The sequence below is a fragment of the Escherichia sp. 93.0816 genome, assembly GCF_013368855.2.
GTDB lineage: Bacteria > Pseudomonadota > Gammaproteobacteria > Enterobacterales > Enterobacteriaceae > Escherichia > Escherichia ruysiae.
Genome location: NZ_JABWNC020000001.1, coordinates 141,260 through 156,972, shown reverse-complemented (window position 1 = coordinate 156,972; position 15,713 = coordinate 141,260). Strand labels below are relative to the sequence as shown.

Here is a 15,713-nt window from a genome sequence, read left to right as displayed (position 1 = left end):
TCAACCTGCAAAACGAAGCGCATAGTTTAAAATGGCTATCATCAATACGCTATATCTGATGGAAAAAAATATGTCTAAACTTATTTTAGCCTCCACTTCGCCCTGGCGCCGCGCCCTACTTGAAAAACTACAAATCTCTTTCGAATGTGCCGCCCCGGAGGTCGACGAAACCCCGCATAGCGATGAATCGCCGCGCCAGCTGGTGCTCCGGCTGGCGCAAGAAAAAGCGCAATCCTTAGCATCACGTTATCCCTCTCATTTAATTATTGGTTCAGACCAGGTGTGTGTTCTTGATGGCGAAATCACCGGTAAACCGTTAACGGAAGAAAATGCGCGTCTGCAATTACGCAAAGCCAGCGGCAATATTGTCACCTTCTATACTGGGCTGGCGCTGTTTAATTCGGCGAGCGGGCATCTGCAAACGGAAGTGGAACCTTTTGACGTTCATTTCCGCCACTTAAGCGAGGCGGAGATTGATAATTACGTGCGTAAAGAACATCCCCTGCACTGCGCTGGCAGTTTTAAGAGTGAAGGGTTTGGCATTACGCTATTCGAGCGTTTAGAAGGACGTGACCCTAACACGCTGGTTGGTTTGCCGCTCATCGCGCTCTGTCAGATGTTACGTCGGGAAGGGAAAAACCCACTGATGGGGTAGTTTTGTCTGCCGGATAAAGCATTTACGCCGCATCCGGCAATCGGTTCTGGCAGCCTGATGCAGCGTAAACGTCTTATCAGGCCTATCGCCTTTTATATCTGGCTTATATGCTTGTATTAACGCCCATTACGCAGTTTCTGCAAACAACGCTTCAGACCATCATCCATCGGCGCTTCGATACGCATCACCTCACCCGTTCCCGGATGGGTAAACTTCAATGCTGCCGCGTGCAGGAACAAACGCTTCAGCCCCGTTCCAGTCTCAGTGAGCTGTTGATCAAACTCACGATCGCCGTAACGATCATCAAACGCAATCGGATGACCAGCGTATTGAGTATGCACACGGATCTGGTGTGTACGTCCGGTAACCGGACTGCAACGAACCAGCGTGGCAAACGCATAGCGTTCTTCCACTTTGAAGCGCGTTTCTGACGGTTTACCTTCCTGGCTCACACGCACAATACGTTCGCCGCTTTGCAGAATATTCTTCAGCAGCGGAGCCTGAACACTCTTCACGTGCGACTGCCACTGACCGCGTACCAGCGCCAGGTAATCTTTTTGCATCCCTTTTTCACGTAATTGCTCATGCAGAGAACGTAACGCCGAACGTTTTTTCGCTACCAGCAATACACCTGAAGTGTCCCGGTCGAGTCGATGCACCAGTTCAAGGAATCGCGCTTCCGGGCGCAACGCCCTCAGCCCTTCAATAACGCCGAAACTTAAACCACTGCCGCCATGCACCGCCGTACCTGAGGGTTTATTGAGCACCAGGATATGATCATCTTCATATAAGATGACGTCCGCCAGCGCCGCCACTTTTTGCAGATGCGGCGAAACGGCCTCTTCTTCCCGTTCGGCAACGCGAACCGGCGGAATACGCACTTCATCACCGGCTTCGAGTTTATATTCAGGCTTAATACGTTTTTTGTTCACCCGCACTTCGCCTTTACGCAAAATACGGTAAATCATACTTTTTGGTACGCCTTTCAATTGGGTACGCAAAAAGTTGTCGATACGTTGCCCCGCTTCATCAGCGGTGATAGCAACGATTTTTACGGATGGAGTCTCTGTTTTCATGGTGGGCGATTCTAAATAGCCAACAGGATTCGCGCCACTCATTTTTCTATGCTTATATTTAGTTCTGCACCTTATTACTTCCCAGTGCAATCACTTAATTGATGGTTATTAAACCAATCGCCAGCAAGAAGTGAAAAAACTGTGAGTAAGTGGGTGATAAATGGTAAAAGTCATCTTGCTATAACAAGGCTTGCAGTGGAATAATGAGAACGTTTCCGTGTCCAACCTTGTTAAAACAAGAAATTTTACGGAATACCCCATTTTGCCCGACCGATCATCAACGCAGCAATGGCGTAAGACGTATTGATCTTTCAGGCAGTTAGCGGGCTGCGGGTTGCAGTCCTTACCGGTAGATGGAAATATTTCTGGAGAGTAATACCCAGTCTGTTTCTCTGATAATTGCGCTGTTTTTCCACATGAAAAACGGGCAACCGACACTCTGCGCCTCTTTGAGCTGACGATAACCGTGAGGTTGGCGACGCGACTAGACACGAGGCCATCGGTTCACACCCGGAAAGGCGTTACTTTGCCCGCAGCTTAGTCGTCAATGTAAGAATAATGAGTAAGTTACGATGAAAAGAATGTTAATCAACGCAACTCAGCAGGAAGAGTTGCGCGTTGCCCTTGTAGATGGGCAGCGTCTGTATGATCTGGATATCGAAAGTCCAGGGCATGAACAGAAAAAGGCGAACATCTACAAAGGTAAAATCACCCGCATTGAACCGAGTCTGGAAGCTGCTTTTGTTGATTACGGCGCTGAACGTCATGGTTTCCTCCCACTAAAAGAAATTGCCCGCGAATATTTCCCTGCTAACTACAGTGCTCATGGCCGTCCTAACATTAAAGATGTGTTGCGCGAAGGTCAGGAAGTTATTGTTCAGATCGATAAAGAAGAGCGCGGCAACAAAGGCGCAGCACTGACCACCTTTATCAGCCTGGCAGGTAGCTATCTGGTTCTGATGCCGAACAACCCGCGCGCGGGTGGCATTTCTCGCCGTATCGAAGGCGACGACCGTACCGAATTAAAAGAAGCACTGGCGAGCCTCGAACTGCCTGAAGGCATGGGACTTATCGTGCGCACCGCAGGCGTCGGCAAATCTGCTGAGGCGCTGCAATGGGATTTAAGCTTCCGTCTGAAACACTGGGAAGCAATCAAAAAAGCCGCTGAAAGTCGCCCTGCTCCGTTCCTGATTCATCAGGAGAGCAATGTTATCGTTCGCGCATTCCGCGATTACTTACGCCAGGACATCGGCGAAATCCTTATTGATAACCCGAAAGTACTCGAACTGGCGCGTCAGCATATCGCTGCATTAGGTCGCCCGGATTTCAGCAGCAAAATCAAACTGTACACGGGTGAAATTCCGCTGTTCAGCCACTACCAGATCGAATCGCAGATCGAGTCCGCTTTCCAGCGTGAAGTCCGTCTGCCGTCTGGTGGCTCCATTGTTATCGACAGCACCGAAGCGTTAACCGCCATCGACATCAACTCCGCTCGTGCAACTCGCGGCGGCGATATCGAAGAAACCGCGTTTAACACCAACCTGGAAGCTGCCGATGAAATTGCTCGCCAGCTACGCCTGCGTGACCTCGGCGGTCTGATTGTTATCGACTTCATTGACATGACGCCAGTACGCCATCAGCGCGCGGTGGAAAACCGTCTGCGTGAAGCAGTACGTCAGGATCGTGCGCGTATTCAAATCAGCCATATCTCTCGCTTTGGCCTGCTGGAGATGTCCCGTCAGCGCCTGAGCCCGTCGCTGGGTGAATCCAGCCATCACGTCTGCCCGCGTTGCTCTGGTACTGGCACCGTGCGTGATAATGAGTCCCTGTCGCTCTCTATTCTGCGTCTGATTGAAGAAGAAGCCCTGAAAGAGAACACTCAGGAAGTCCACGCTATTGTTCCTGTCCCTATTGCCTCTTACCTGCTGAACGAAAAACGTTCTGCGGTAAATGCAATTGAAACCCGTCAGGACGGCGTGCGCTGTGTGATTGTACCAAACGATCAGATGGAAACTCCGCACTACCACGTACTGCGCGTGCGTAAAGGGGAAGAGACGCCGACCTTAAGCTACATGCTGCCGAAGCTGCATGAAGAAGCAATGGCGCTGCCGTCAGAAGAAGAGTTTGCGGAGCGTAAACGTCCGGAACAACCTGCACTGGCAACTTTTGCCATGCCGGATGTGCCACCTGCTCCAGCCCTGGCTGAACCTGTAGCACCTGCAGCAGCTCCGGCGCCTAAAGCAGCGCCGACTACGCCTGCGGCTCCTGCCCAACCAGGCCTGTTAAGCCGTCTATTCAGCGCCCTGAAATCGCTGTTCAGCGGTGGTGAAGAAACCAAACCAACCGAGCAGCCTGCACCGAAAGCAGAAGCGAAACCGGAACGTCAGCAGGATCGCCGTAAGCCTCGTCAGAATAATCGCCGTGACCGTAATGAACGCCGCGACACGCGTAGCGAACGTACAGAGGGTAGCGATAATCGCGAAGAAAACCGTCGTAATCGTCGCCAGTCACAGCAGCAGACTGCCGAGACGCGTGAGAGCCGTCAGCAGACTGATGTAACGGAAAAAGCGCGTACCACCGACGAGCAGCAAGCACCGCGTCGTGAGCGTAGTCGTCGCCGCAACGATGATAAACGTCAGGTACAACAAGAAGCGAAGGCACTGAATGTTGAAGAGCAATCTGTTCAGGAAACCGAACAGGAGGAGCGTGTACGTCCGGTTCAGCCGCGTCGTAAACAGCGCCAGCTAAATCAGAAAGTGCGTTACGAGCAAAGCGTTGCGGAAGAAGTAGTAGCTGCACCGGTGGTTGAAGAAACCGTCGCCGCCGAACCTGTTATGCAGGAAGCGCCTGCCCAGCGTACTGAACTGGTGAAAGTACCATTGCCAGTCGTTGCACAAACTGCGCCGGAACAACAACAAGAAGAGAACAATGCCGATAACCGTGACAACGGTGGTATGCCGCGTCGTTCTCGCCGCTCGCCGCGCCACCTGCGCGTGAGTGGTCAGCGTCGCCGCCGCTATCGTGATGAGCGTTATCCGGTTCAGTCACCAATGCCGTTAACCGTAGCGTGCGCGTCTCCGGAACTAGCCTCTGGCAAAGTCTGGATTCGCTATCCGGTTGTACGTCCGCAAGATGTACAGGTTGAAGAGCAACGCGAACAGGAAGAAGTACAGATTCAGCCGATGGTAACTGAAGTCCCTGTCGCCGCCGCTGTCGAACCCGTCGTTGCCGCGCCGGTTATTGAAGAAGTGACCGAAACCGTAGAAGCACCGGCTCAGGTTGTACAAGCGCAACCGGAAGTGGTTGAAACGACGCATCCTGAAGTGATTGCCGCAGCGGTAACTGAACAGCCACAGGTGATTGCCGAGGCTGATGTTGCTGTAGCGCAGGACGTTGCAGAACATGCGGAGCCGGTAGTTGAACCACAGGAAGAGACGGCAGATATTGAAGAAGTGGCTGAAACTGCCGAGGTTGTGGTTGCCGAACCTGAAGTTGTCGCTCAACCTGCCGCACCTGTGGTCGCTGAAGTCGCAGCAGAAGTTGAAACGGTAGCCGCTGTTGAACCTGAGGTCGCAGCTGAGCATAACCACGCTACCGCGCCGATGACACGCGCTCCGGCACCGGAATATGTTCCGGAAGCACCGCGTCACAGTGACTGGCAGCGCCCTACTTTTGCCTTCGAAGGTAAAGGTGCCGCAGGTGGTCATACGGCAACGCATCATGCCTCTGCCGCTCCTGCGCGTCCGCAACCTGTTGAGTAATCATTAGCTCAAAGTAATCAAGCCCTGGCAACCGCCGGGGCTTTTTATTTCATCTTTGAATCAACAGATTCAAATTCATCAAATGGCATTCTTACTAGCCAACTACTCAAATCAGGCAAAAAAAATGCCCGCCCCGGCGATCCCAGAGCAGGCAGACAAAACATACCCAGTTTCATGATATGTTTGAAAAAGTGCTTATTTGTTGAGCTGGAAAAGCGATAACCCCTGCATATCAGTAAACGCTTTGTACGACGCCTGCAATGCCGTTTGCTGCATGATGTAAGATGAAATAGTCGCGTTCCAGTCCACATCAACCAAATCACTCATCTGCTGCGTTTGGCCTAAAGCGCGATCGCTACCTAAAGAATCCAGCGACTCCAGCTCGTTCAGCTGCGTGCCTAATTCCGCGCGTACGGTGAGCACATTATTCAACGAGTTTTTCAGGCCACGGTTGGTTTTATCTAACGCCGCAGCGGAGGTTTCTTGATCCGCTTCACTATCCGCAACAGGTGTTTTAAGCGCCGCAATGGCGCTATCCAGCATGGCAAAAAGATTGGTTTCAGAATCGCTACCGTCTGGTTCCGCTACAGCATTACTGGTAATGCTATTAAAAATTTTGTCGCCGGTATGCCCTATCACCATCGAACGCGAAGCATCGACCTGTTGCTTAATACTTTCTGTTCCGCCGACATATTTACCTTTCTCTTCGCTAAACGGCGCGGTTTCTGTTTTATAACCCGCAAAAATGTAGCGCCCGTTACCGTCAGTGGTATTCGCCAGATTCAACAACTGGTCACGTAGCCCCTGAATATCCGTTGCCAGCGATGCCCGGTCATCGTCACTCAAGGTGCCGTTGCTGGCATAGACAATTTTCTCCTGAGCATTCTGGATAGCAGTGGTCACCTGGCTAAGCACGCTCTCTTCCAGTGACACTTTTTGAGTGGCAAAAGTACGCGCCAGCGTGTACTGGCTGTTTTGCGCCTGCGCTTGTGAGAGCACTACGGCTTGTGATGCAGCAATGGGATCATCTGAAGGGTTAATGACTCGCTTACCCGTCGACATCTGTTCGCCGTACTTCATCCATTCCGCCTGAGAACTGGTGATACCGCGCATATTCTGCTGGTACATCATTTGAGTACTGAAACGCATTTTTTCTCTCCCTTAGCGAATGTTAATCAGCGCATCAAAAATGGCGTTCGCCGCCTGCAAAACCTGCGCATTCGCCAGGTAATACTGCTGAAAACGTTGCAGGTTGCCGTACTCTTCGTCGAGGTTGACGCCGGAAATAGATTGCTGCTGATTAGAAAGCTGCGTCACCACATTACCCTGCGTAGTACTGCTGGTTTTCAACGTAGCGGTTTTATTACCGATGTCGCTGACCAACGAGGCATAGGCGTCGTTAAAGGATTTCGCCCCGCCCACCGTTTTACTGTTGCTTTGCAAATCCAGCAGCGCCTGACCATTGCGGTTGTCGCTCTCACCAGCCGTTTTATCACTCGCCATGGCGATTTCTGCTTCATCGGTGATTAAAACATCCATGTTGACGATGGCATCGCTTACCGGTTTCAGCGTAAAGCTGTCGTTAGCGTCTGGTGTGCCAGTAAACGTCAACTCCAGACCATCAAACGTGACTTTACCGTCAGCATCAGGCGTCACCGGAAAAGTGGTATTGCTGGCAAGGCGGGTGACTTGCCACTGATCGTTGCTAAAGGAAATTTTATAATCTGTCGCCAGCACGGCGGAGCCATCGGTCACGGTGGCGCTAATCGCGCTGTTACCCTGGTTTTTAGTATTCTCCAGTACAACCGGCTTCCCGACGGCAAAGAAATCCTGCCCTTCCTTACCATTGGCATCAAATCCCTTGTTATGTTGGGTATTGAAAGCCTCGGCAAATGCCAGCGCCAGTTGTCCAAGCGTATTACGCGTCTGGTCCAGATCCTGAGAACGGAATGTCAGAATGCCGCCCAGCGACCCGGTATTCAGCAATTTCTCCGGGATCTCAATATTGCCCGCTGTCCCATCAACATAAGCGACCGTGGTACGAGAAGGATCTGCGCTGGACGGTACTGCCGCAAGCTGGCGCGCCGTGCTACCTTGTACCAGCGAGTAACCATTGGCCATCGTGATGTTATAAGTGCCGCCATCCTGAACGCTGACTTCTACACCAACAATCTGGTTTAATTCACTCACCAGTTGATCGCGTTGATCCAGGAGATCGTTGGGTGACGCCCCTGCCCCCACACCTGTCAGGCGTGAGATTTGATCGTTCAGGCTGGCGATTTGTTTAGCGTAATTGTTGATCTGGTCAACGCTGGCACCTATCGCGATATTGACCTGTTTGTCCTGGTCGCGCAGATACTGATCGGTGGTTTTAAACTGATTCACCAGCCCTTCTGATTTACCAATCAGCGCCTGACGTGCTGCTGGATCTTCCGCGTTGCTGACCAGCGTTTGCAGACTGGTGAAGAAGTCCTGCATCTGTGTTGCCAGCGACGTGGTGCTGCCAGAGAGCATATTGTCGATTTTCGACATCTGTTCATAGCGGGAAGTCAGGCCGCTACTCTGGGTCTGCGCCGCACGTAACTGGTTGGTAATAAAGGCGTCGTACTCACGCTGCACGCCAGAAACGTAGACGCCATTGCCAACCCAGCCGCCTGCACCCAGAGTGCTATTGGCCTGCGCCATAATGGTCGTTTGACGGGTATATCCGGCAACGTTATAGCTGGAAATATTATTACTCGCCGTATTTAACGCCGCCTGAGCCGCATTAAGTCCGCTCATGGCGTTATTGATCAAGCTGGACATGGAGGTTCCTTATAAGCTTTCAATTACAGAGCATTATCGGCAGACACCCGCCGGACTTGAGTTGTTCAGAACAGATTATCGATACTCATGTTGTAGGTTTTACTCACCTTGTCGCTTACCGATTTCATCTGTTGAATCATATTGGTGAGTTTGCGGGCATAGTGAGGATCGGTAGCATATCCCGCGTCCTGTAATGCCTGCGCCCCCTGCTCGGCGCTTGCGGCGGTCGTCACGGCAGCGTAACGCGGATTACGCGTTAACAGTCCAACATAATCCGACAATGCTTCAAGATAAGAGCTGTAAACCCGAAACTTCGCCTTCACTTTTTTCGCTTCGCCGTTTTCATATTCGGTGGTGGTAATTTCAGTCACCGGTCCTTTCCAGTTGCCGGAGGCTTTGACGCCAAACAGGTTATAGCTTGGTTCACCATTTTCACGACGAATTTGCCGTTGACCCCAGCCTGATTCCAGCGCAGCCTGGGCGAGGATCAGATGATGTGGCACACCGCTTTGCTGGCTTGCCAGTTGGGCGGGCAATGAGAGTTGGGCGAGAAATGCTTTACTGTCACCAGGCAGCGAATCATCGTAGTTGCGTGGCACGGCTTTTTGCACCAGCTGCGTAATCGTCTGATTTTGATAACGCATCACGGTTTCGAGCGGGAATTTCATCGGTGCCGCTGGCGTCGCTTCATCTGGCAGTGGTTGTTCTGGCGTCATCTGCTTAACCATCATCTCCGCCAGTCCCAGACCTTTTCCCGCCGTCATCTGTTGGGCAATCTGCTGGTCATACATACTGGTGTAGAGACGAGTGTGCTCGCTGCTGAACAGACCCTCTTTCGGTAGGGCTTCACGCATACTTTTCAGCATCATCTGCACGAACATCCCTTCCACCTGGCGGGCAACCGGGCGAATATTTGCCGCAGGATCTTCGCCCGCTTTCGCTTTCAGATCGTTAAGCGATTGCGCATCCCAGGCGGCACTCGCCAGTAGTTTGCTGTCGCTAATCATCAGATGATTTCCAGTTTTGCCCGCAGACATCCCGCGCTTTGCATTGATTGCAGTATGGACATCAGATCCATCGGCGTAGCGCCCAGCGCATTGAGCGCGCGCACCACGTTATTGAGGCTGGCGCTGGAACGTACGCTTTGCAGCGAACCGCCGCTCTGGCGTAAGTCGATCTGGGTTTGTGGCGTTACCACGGTCTGCCCGCCACCAAACGGTGTGTCTGGTTGGCTCACGTTAGCCTGACGATTTACCGTAACCGAGAGATTCCCCTGCGCTACCGCGCAACTGTCCAGCGTCACTTCACGGTTCATCACCACTGAACCAGTACGCGAGTTAATAATCACTTTGGCGTCCTGCGGGATGACATTAACCTGCATATTCTGGATATCGGCAAGGAAACGCACCTGGGAACTGTTGCCACTCGGCACGCGTACCTGAATAGTCCGCGCATCTAACGCCGTAGCGTTACCGTATCCACGTGTGCGGTTGATGGTATCGGCAATTTCCTGCGCCATGGTGAAATCTTCCTCATTTAGCTGCAAATTGAGGGTATTGCCAGCGCCAAACTGGCTGGGCAATTCGCGCTCAATAATCGCACCATTAGTGATCCGTCCACCGTTCAGTTGGTTAACCTGGACACTGCTGCCTCCCGCCGATGCGCCCGCACCGCCAACCAGAATGTTGCCCTGCGCCAGCGCATACACCTGGCTATCAACGCCCTTAAGCGGGGTCATCAACAACGTGCCGCCACGCAGACTTTTGGCGTTCCCCATAGAAGAAACCACCACGTCGATGGTTTGCCCCTGGCGACCAAATGGTGGAAGCGACGCCGTCACCATTACCGCAGCCACGTTTTTGAGTTGCATATTGGTGCCAGTCGGAACGGTAATTCCCAACTGCGAGAGCATGTTATTAAGCGTTTGAGTGGTAAACGGCGTCTGGGTCGTCTGGTCGCCTGTACCATCCAGGCCAACGACCAGGCCATAACCGATCAGCGAGTTTTGCCGTACGCCCTGAACGCTGGTGAGATCGCGAATACGGTCGGCCTGCGCCACCGTCGCAACCAGCAGAAGAATGAACGCAGAGAGAAATTTAATCACCACAGCCTCACTTACATTGGCGACAGGTTAAGGAAGAAACGCTGTAACCAGCCCATATTTTGCGCTTCGTTAATGTAGCCGTTACCCACGTACTCAATGCGCGCATCCGCCACCTGAGTAGACGGTACGGTATTGCTGCCGCTGATGGTGCGTGGATTGACCACGCCGGAGAAGCGAATAAATTCAGTGCCCTGATTAATGGCGATCTGTTTTTCACCCACCACATGCAGGTTACCGTTGACCAGCACCTGATCGACCGTCACTGTTAATGTGCCGCTAAAGGTATTGCTGGCATTAGCACCGCCTTTACCGTTGAAACTATTGCCGCCAGAGGCATCGACATCGGCGCGGGCGTTACCAAACAGTCCCTGCAAATAGCGCGGCACGGTATCAAAACCGAAGCTGGTTTTGCCATCGCGGCTGGCATTAGCGGAGGAACTCTTGCTGGCGCTGACGTTCTCCTGCAACACAATGGTCAGCGTGTCACCAATATTGCGCGGCCGGCGATCTTCAAACAGCGGTTGATAGCCATAGTTAATCGGCTGGGCAGACTGAAAAATAGAACCGTTGGCAACAGGCGTCGGTCCGGGAACCGGCTGTGCACTGGTCGCCCCCTGCACCAATGGGGTGGAGGGTATCCAGGCACAGCCGGATAGTGAAAGCACCAACAAGCTGGAAATGGCGTAAGTGTGCACAGCGTTTTTTTGCATGGCTATCATCTTCAAAAATCAGTAAACCGGTGAACCTGCCACCGGTTATGCCTTAGAGTTGCGTTAGTTTTTGCAGCATCTGATCGGTGGTGGATACCGCTTTACTGTTGATTTCGTAGGCACGCTGTACCTGGATCATGTTGACCAGTTCTTCCGCCACGTTGACGTTAGATGTTTCAACATACCCTTGATACAACAGCCCTGCACCGTTCAGACCCGGTGTGCTTTCATTCGGCGCGCCGGAGGATTGCGTTTCGGTGTAGAGGTTTTCACCAATACTCTCCAGCCCGGTGTCGTTCATAAAGGTAGTGAGATTGAGTTGCCCAACCTGAACCGGCGCCGCCTGACCTTGCTGGGTAACGCTTACCACGCCATCACGACCAATGGTGATAGTTAACGCATTCGCCGGAATGGTGATTGCTGGCTGCACCTGAAAGCCACCGGCCGTCACCAGTTGCCCGTTCTGATCCACCTGGAAAGAGCCGTCACGGGTATAGGCTGATGAACCATCCGGCAGCATGACCTGGAAAAAACCCTGCCCTTTGATGGCAACATCTTTGCTGTTATTGGTTTGCGACAGATTGCCCTGACTGTGTAAACGTTCAGTGGCGACCGGACGCACACCGGTGCCGATTTGCAACCCGGATGGTAAGGTAGTTTGTTCGGAAGACTGCGCGCCAGGCTGGCGAATGGTTTGATAAAGCAGATCTTCAAACACCGCCCGCTGGCGCTTAAAACCGTTGGTGCTGACGTTTGCCAGGTTGTTGGCAATAACGTCCATATTGGTTTGCTGGGCGTCGAGACCCGTTTTGGCGATCCATAATGAACTGATCATAAAATGTCCTGTGGTGGATTGCTGACAAGCAGAGCAAAAGCACGCGACGGTGCGAATTTCCCCTCTCCCTAACCCTCTCCCCAAAGGGGCGAGGGAACAGTCCGCGCGCTTTTATTGCAATGTCATCAATCGTTCAATTAACTCATCGACAGCAGTTGGTTGGCACGGCCTGCGTTATCATCGACGCTGCTGATCACCTTCATCTGCATTTCAAAACGCCGCGCGCTGGCAATCATGTCGCTCATCGCCGCAACGGCATTGACGTTACTGCCTTCCAGTACGCCCGACATCACGCGCAACGTCGGGTCAGCCTGCAGCACCGTGCCACGCGTGGCCTGGCTTTCCGCACTTAAACGAAAAATACCGTCATCACCACGCTGTACTTCACTGCCCGTGGCTTTCACCAGTTTCAGACGACCCACTGGCGCGACGGTATTTGCCGGATCGCCGGGATTCAGCGCCGAAATAGTGCCATCGGCGGCAATAGTGATTTCTGCCCCTTCCGGCACGGCAATCGGTCCCGCCTCGCCAATCACCGGATGCCCCTGAATCGTCAGTTGCCCGGTGGGATCAACCTGAATGCTGCCATTACGCGTATACCCTTCGCTGCCGTCAGTAGTCTGCACGGCCAGCCAGCCGTCCTGCTGTAATGCGACATCCAGCGGGCGCGAGGTGTAATCCATCTTGCCAGGCGTCATGTCTGCACCCGGCGTTGACGCCGTTACCAACGTGCGCGTGGGCAGAGAAAGCCCTTCCACCGGCACTGCGCGCAAGGCGTTTAACTGCGCGCGAAAGCCCGGTGTCGAGGCATTTGCCAGATTACTGGCGGTCACCGCCTGTTGATTCAGCGTCTGGCTGGCGGCGCCCATTGCGGTATAGATTGCGTGATCCATTGAGCTATCCCGTCAGCGATTAGCGTAAGTTAACCAGCGTGTTAAGGATCTGATCCTGGGTTTTGATGGTCTGGGCGTTAGACTGATAGTTACGCTGGGCGACAATCATATTGACCAGTTCTTTGCTGAGATCGACGTTGGACGCTTCCAGCGCGCCGTTGGTCAGACTGCCAAAATTCCCCGTTCCGGCAGTGCCTAACAGCGCCACGCCAGAAGATTGCGTCGCAGACCAGACGTTATCGCCTTCGGATGCCAGACCTTCGTTGTTGGCAAAGTTCGCCAGTACAATCTGCCCCAGCAACTGGGTTTGTTCGTTGGAATAGTTACCGACTACCGTGCCGTCATCGTTGATTTGATAGCTCACCAAATCGCCAGGTTTGTAGCCGTCCTGGGTGGTTGCCACAATGTTGTTCGCGCCGGTATTTTGCTGCATAGAATTGAGGAAACTTAACGAGAATAAGGCAGGATCTGCGCCATTGATTGCGCCGGTGGTAATGTTCGCTGTCCCCCCCGAAGTCAATATGCCATTGGCATTAAACGCTAGCGTCGTTGCGTGGTTCGCTGTGCCTGTTGGATCACTGCTGTCCTGAGTGTAAACATCCCAGTTATTATCCCCGGTCTTCACAAAAAAGACGTTCATGTCGTGAGCATTGCCCTGACTATCGAAAACAGTCACCGAGCCTTTTTTGTTATAGCTATCCGCATTACTGGCATCGAAGGTAGTCACAGACGGAAGCGGATCACTGGAGTTCAGGTTGATCTGCATCGACGCCGTGGTGGTGGTTTTTGCCGCCATCAGGGTATTTGGAATCGAAATATTGGTCGGATTCGCCCCTTGCTGAATGGTCGGTGGCGTGCCGGTTGCCGGATAGCCCGTCAATTGCAAACCTTGCATATTCACCAGGTTGCGGTTTTCATCGAGTTTGAATTGCCCGTTACGGCTGTAAAACACCGAGCCGTTGCTGTCTACCAGGCGAAAAAAACCGTTCTGGCTGATAGCAACGTCAAGACCACGTCCGGTATTGGTGGTCGTGCCATCGGTAAAATCCTGGGTGATACCGGCAACTTTTACCCCCAGTCCCACTTTAGAACCCGCGAACATATCAGCAAATGAAGCCGTGCCGGATTTAAAGCCATAGGTGGCGGAGTTGGCGATATTGTTGCCAATGACATCGAGGTTGGTGGCGGCAGCGTTTAATCCGCTTACCGCTTGAGAAAAGGCCATGACTGACTCCTGAAATGTGAAGGCTTAGATTATCTGCCGTACTTCGTCGAGCGTGGTGGTGCCGTAAGTACCAAGATCCAGCGTGTTCCCGTTGTTGCCGCGAATCACGCCCTGCACCAGAGCAAACTGCAGCGGTTGAGCCACCAACTGCGTACCACCGTTACTGGCGCTAATCGCCACGTTATAAGAACCATTTGGAGCGGTTGTGCCGTCAGTTAACGTACCATCCCAAGTGAAACTGTGGACGCCGGCGGTCAGTTCACCGATATCAATAGTGCGCACAACCGCGCCGTTTTTATCAGTGATAGTGGCAGTGACTTTATCTGCCGCCTGTTGCAGTTCAACACCGAACGGTGTGGTCGTGGTTACCGCGCCTTCTTCACTGCCGGTTCCGGCAAGAATGGTGGTGCCGGGGATCATCACACCGTGACCAATCAGGTTACTGGCCTGTAGCGACTGACTGTTGTCTATCTGCCCGGAAATCGAACCGAGCGTTGTATTGAGTTTTTCAATCCCGCTGACCGTGCTGATTTGCGCCAGTTGCGACGTCAGCTCGTTGTTTTCCATTGGATTGGTCGGATCCTGGTTTTTCAGCTGTGCCACCAGCAAAGTCAGAAAACTGCTTTGTAAATCTGCGGCGTTGCTGCCCGTGATCGAACTACTACTGCTGGTAGTGCTGACGCCGGTATTTGTCGGATCGGTGGTGGTTACCGCAATGGACATGGCTTTCTCCTTTATTGACCGAGCGTGAGGGTTTTCAGCATCATGCTTTTCACCGTGTTGAGCACTTCCACGTTGGCCTGATAGCTGCGCGACGCCGACATGGTGTTAACCATCTCCCCGACAACATCAACGTTTGGCATTTTCACGTAGCCCTTCGCGTCCGCCAGAGGATTACCCGGCTCATAAACCAGTTTGTCCGGAGCCTGACTTTCAATGACATCGGCAACCTTTACGCCGCCCGTGGCAGCGCCTGGCGCGGCGTTCACCTGGAACACCACCTGTTTTGCCCGATAAGGTTGTCCGTCTGGGCCAGTCACACTGTCGGCATTCGCCAGATTACTGGCCGCCACGTTCAGACGCTGGGACTGAGCAGTTAACGCCGATCCGGCGATATCAAAAATATTCAGCAGTGCCATCCGTTAATTTCCGCTCTGTAAAACATTCATCATGCCTTTGATTTGCCCGCTCAACGCACTAAGGCTCATCTGGTATTGCAGGCTGTTATCGGCAAACTGGGTACGTTCGCGATCCATATCGACGGTATTACCGTCCAGCGAAGGCTGGTCCGGAATACGGTATTGCAGTTCTGCGGTAGGAGGCGTCAGCGCCTGCGCCGGAATGTGTTGCGTTGAGGTCATAGTCAGGGCGACCACGCTGGTTTCATCCCGTCCACGCTGCATCACTTTTTTAAGTTCGCTGGCAAAATCTATATCGCGCGCCTGATAACCAGGGGTATCGGCATTGGCGATGTTTGCCGCCAGCACTTCCTGACGCTGGGCGCGCAGATTGAGCGCCTCTTGTTGAAAACGTAAGGCGGCGTCGAGCTTATCGAGCATATCTCCTCCGCAGGTATCAAAATTCTGCCGTCAGCTTAAAGGCTTTACGCGCGCGTTATCGGCGGAATAAACGCAAAATGGTTCGCTATT

Annotated in this window: 14 protein-coding genes; 2 read left to right on the top strand and 12 right to left on the bottom strand. The window is 52.9% G+C overall.

The window, feature by feature from the left end:
- The first annotated feature begins 70 nt into the window (after positions 1-70).
- Positions 71-655: a 7-methyl-GTP pyrophosphatase gene (yceF, locus tag HEM79_RS00765; RefSeq protein ID WP_010352275.1), complete on the top strand. Its 585-nt coding sequence runs from the start codon at positions 71-73 to the stop codon at positions 653-655.
- A 116-nt stretch (positions 656-771) separates the two neighbouring features.
- On the opposite strand, the gene rluC is transcribed toward yceF, so the two are convergent.
- Positions 772-1,731 (bottom strand): 23S rRNA pseudouridine(955/2504/2580) synthase RluC, encoded by a 960-nt coding sequence (gene rluC, locus HEM79_RS00760; RefSeq protein WP_176241230.1) that lies wholly within the window; start codon positions 1,729-1,731, stop codon positions 772-774.
- Positions 1,732-2,303: 572 nt separating this feature from the next.
- Here rluC and rne point away from each other — a divergent pair.
- Positions 2,304-5,492, top strand: a complete 3,189-nt coding sequence (gene rne / locus HEM79_RS00755; RefSeq protein ID WP_176241231.1) for a ribonuclease E — start codon at positions 2,304-2,306, stop codon at positions 5,490-5,492.
- A gap of 195 nt (positions 5,493-5,687) precedes the next feature.
- Here rne and flgL read toward each other — a convergent pair whose 3' ends face one another.
- The 11 genes from flgL to flgB all read right to left on the bottom strand — a co-directional run bounded on the left by flgL (position 5,688) and on the right by flgB (position 15,623).
- Positions 5,688-6,641 (bottom strand): flagellar hook-associated protein FlgL, encoded by a 954-nt coding sequence (flgL, locus tag HEM79_RS00750; RefSeq protein ID WP_176241232.1) that lies wholly within the window; start codon positions 6,639-6,641, stop codon positions 5,688-5,690.
- A 12-nt stretch (positions 6,642-6,653) separates the two neighbouring features.
- On the bottom strand, positions 6,654-8,297 hold the full coding sequence (flgK, locus tag HEM79_RS00745) for a flagellar hook-associated protein FlgK (protein ID WP_176241233.1): 1,644 nt from the start codon (positions 8,295-8,297) through the stop codon (positions 6,654-6,656).
- Between the two features lie 65 nt (positions 8,298-8,362).
- Positions 8,363-9,304 (bottom strand): flagellar assembly peptidoglycan hydrolase FlgJ, encoded by a 942-nt coding sequence (flgJ, locus tag HEM79_RS00740; RefSeq protein WP_176241234.1) that lies wholly within the window; start codon positions 9,302-9,304, stop codon positions 8,363-8,365.
- Positions 9,304-10,401 (bottom strand): flagellar basal body P-ring protein FlgI, encoded by a 1,098-nt coding sequence (gene flgI, locus HEM79_RS00735; protein ID WP_000589294.1) that lies wholly within the window; start codon positions 10,399-10,401, stop codon positions 9,304-9,306. The genes flgJ and flgI overlap by 1 nt, the downstream gene beginning before the upstream one ends.
- Positions 10,402-10,412: 11 nt before the next feature.
- Positions 10,413-11,111, bottom strand: coding sequence for a flagellar basal body L-ring protein FlgH (gene flgH / locus HEM79_RS00730; protein WP_010351791.1), 699 nt, complete (start codon positions 11,109-11,111; stop codon positions 10,413-10,415).
- Between the two features lie 52 nt (positions 11,112-11,163).
- Positions 11,164-11,946 carry a flagellar basal-body rod protein FlgG gene (gene flgG, locus HEM79_RS00725; protein ID WP_106487221.1) on the bottom strand — a complete coding sequence of 261 codons (783 nt, stop codon included), beginning with the start codon at positions 11,944-11,946 and terminating at the stop codon, positions 11,164-11,166.
- Between the two features lie 137 nt (positions 11,947-12,083).
- Positions 12,084-12,839 (bottom strand): flagellar basal-body rod protein FlgF, encoded by a 756-nt coding sequence (gene flgF, locus HEM79_RS00720; RefSeq protein ID WP_176241235.1) that lies wholly within the window; start codon positions 12,837-12,839, stop codon positions 12,084-12,086.
- A 19-nt stretch (positions 12,840-12,858) separates the two neighbouring features.
- The gene (gene flgE / locus HEM79_RS00715; RefSeq protein ID WP_176241236.1) at positions 12,859-14,064 is read right to left on the bottom strand and encodes a flagellar hook protein FlgE; all 1,206 of its coding nucleotides are present in this window, start codon (positions 14,062-14,064) and stop codon (positions 12,859-12,861) included.
- A gap of 24 nt (positions 14,065-14,088) precedes the next feature.
- Positions 14,089-14,787, bottom strand: a complete 699-nt coding sequence (flgD, locus tag HEM79_RS00710; protein WP_176241237.1) for a flagellar hook assembly protein FlgD — start codon at positions 14,785-14,787, stop codon at positions 14,089-14,091.
- Between the two features lie 11 nt (positions 14,788-14,798).
- Positions 14,799-15,203: a flagellar basal body rod protein FlgC gene (gene flgC, locus HEM79_RS00705; protein ID WP_001196460.1), complete on the bottom strand. Its 405-nt coding sequence runs from the start codon at positions 15,201-15,203 to the stop codon at positions 14,799-14,801.
- A 3-nt stretch (positions 15,204-15,206) separates the two neighbouring features.
- Positions 15,207-15,623: a flagellar basal body rod protein FlgB gene (gene flgB, locus HEM79_RS00700; RefSeq protein ID WP_000884707.1), complete on the bottom strand. Its 417-nt coding sequence runs from the start codon at positions 15,621-15,623 to the stop codon at positions 15,207-15,209.
- Positions 15,624-15,713 lie beyond the last annotated feature (90 nt).

What these genes read in the sequence shown, in the direction of transcription:
- yceF (WP_010352275.1), top strand. Translation starts at nt 71, where the DNA reads ATGTCTAAACTTATTTTAGCCTCCACTTCGCCCTGGCGCCGCGCCCTA.
- rluC (WP_176241230.1), bottom strand. Translation starts at nt 1,731, where the DNA reads ATGAAAACAGAGACTCCATCCGTAAAAATCGTTGCTATCACCGCTGAT.
- rne (WP_176241231.1), top strand. Translation starts at nt 2,304, where the DNA reads ATGAAAAGAATGTTAATCAACGCAACTCAGCAGGAAGAGTTGCGCGTT.
- flgL (WP_176241232.1), bottom strand. Translation starts at nt 6,641, where the DNA reads ATGCGTTTCAGTACTCAAATGATGTACCAGCAGAATATGCGCGGTATC.
- flgK (WP_176241233.1), bottom strand. Translation starts at nt 8,297, where the DNA reads ATGTCCAGCTTGATCAATAACGCCATGAGCGGACTTAATGCGGCTCAG.
- flgJ (WP_176241234.1), bottom strand. Translation starts at nt 9,304, where the DNA reads ATGATTAGCGACAGCAAACTACTGGCGAGTGCCGCCTGGGATGCGCAA.
- flgH (WP_010351791.1), bottom strand. Translation starts at nt 11,111, where the DNA reads ATGCAAAAAAACGCTGTGCACACTTACGCCATTTCCAGCTTGTTGGTG.
- flgG (WP_106487221.1), bottom strand. Translation starts at nt 11,946, where the DNA reads ATGATCAGTTCATTATGGATCGCCAAAACGGGTCTCGACGCCCAGCAA.
- flgF (WP_176241235.1), bottom strand. Translation starts at nt 12,839, where the DNA reads ATGGATCACGCAATCTATACCGCAATGGGCGCCGCCAGCCAGACGCTG.
- flgE (WP_176241236.1), bottom strand. Translation starts at nt 14,064, where the DNA reads ATGGCCTTTTCTCAAGCGGTAAGCGGATTAAACGCTGCCGCCACCAAC.
- flgD (WP_176241237.1), bottom strand. Translation starts at nt 14,787, where the DNA reads ATGTCCATTGCGGTAACCACCACCGATCCGACAAATACCGGCGTCAGC.
- flgC (WP_001196460.1), bottom strand. Translation starts at nt 15,203, where the DNA reads ATGGCACTGCTGAATATTTTTGATATCGCCGGATCGGCGTTAACTGCT.
- flgB (WP_000884707.1), bottom strand. Translation starts at nt 15,623, where the DNA reads ATGCTCGATAAGCTCGACGCCGCCTTACGTTTTCAACAAGAGGCGCTC.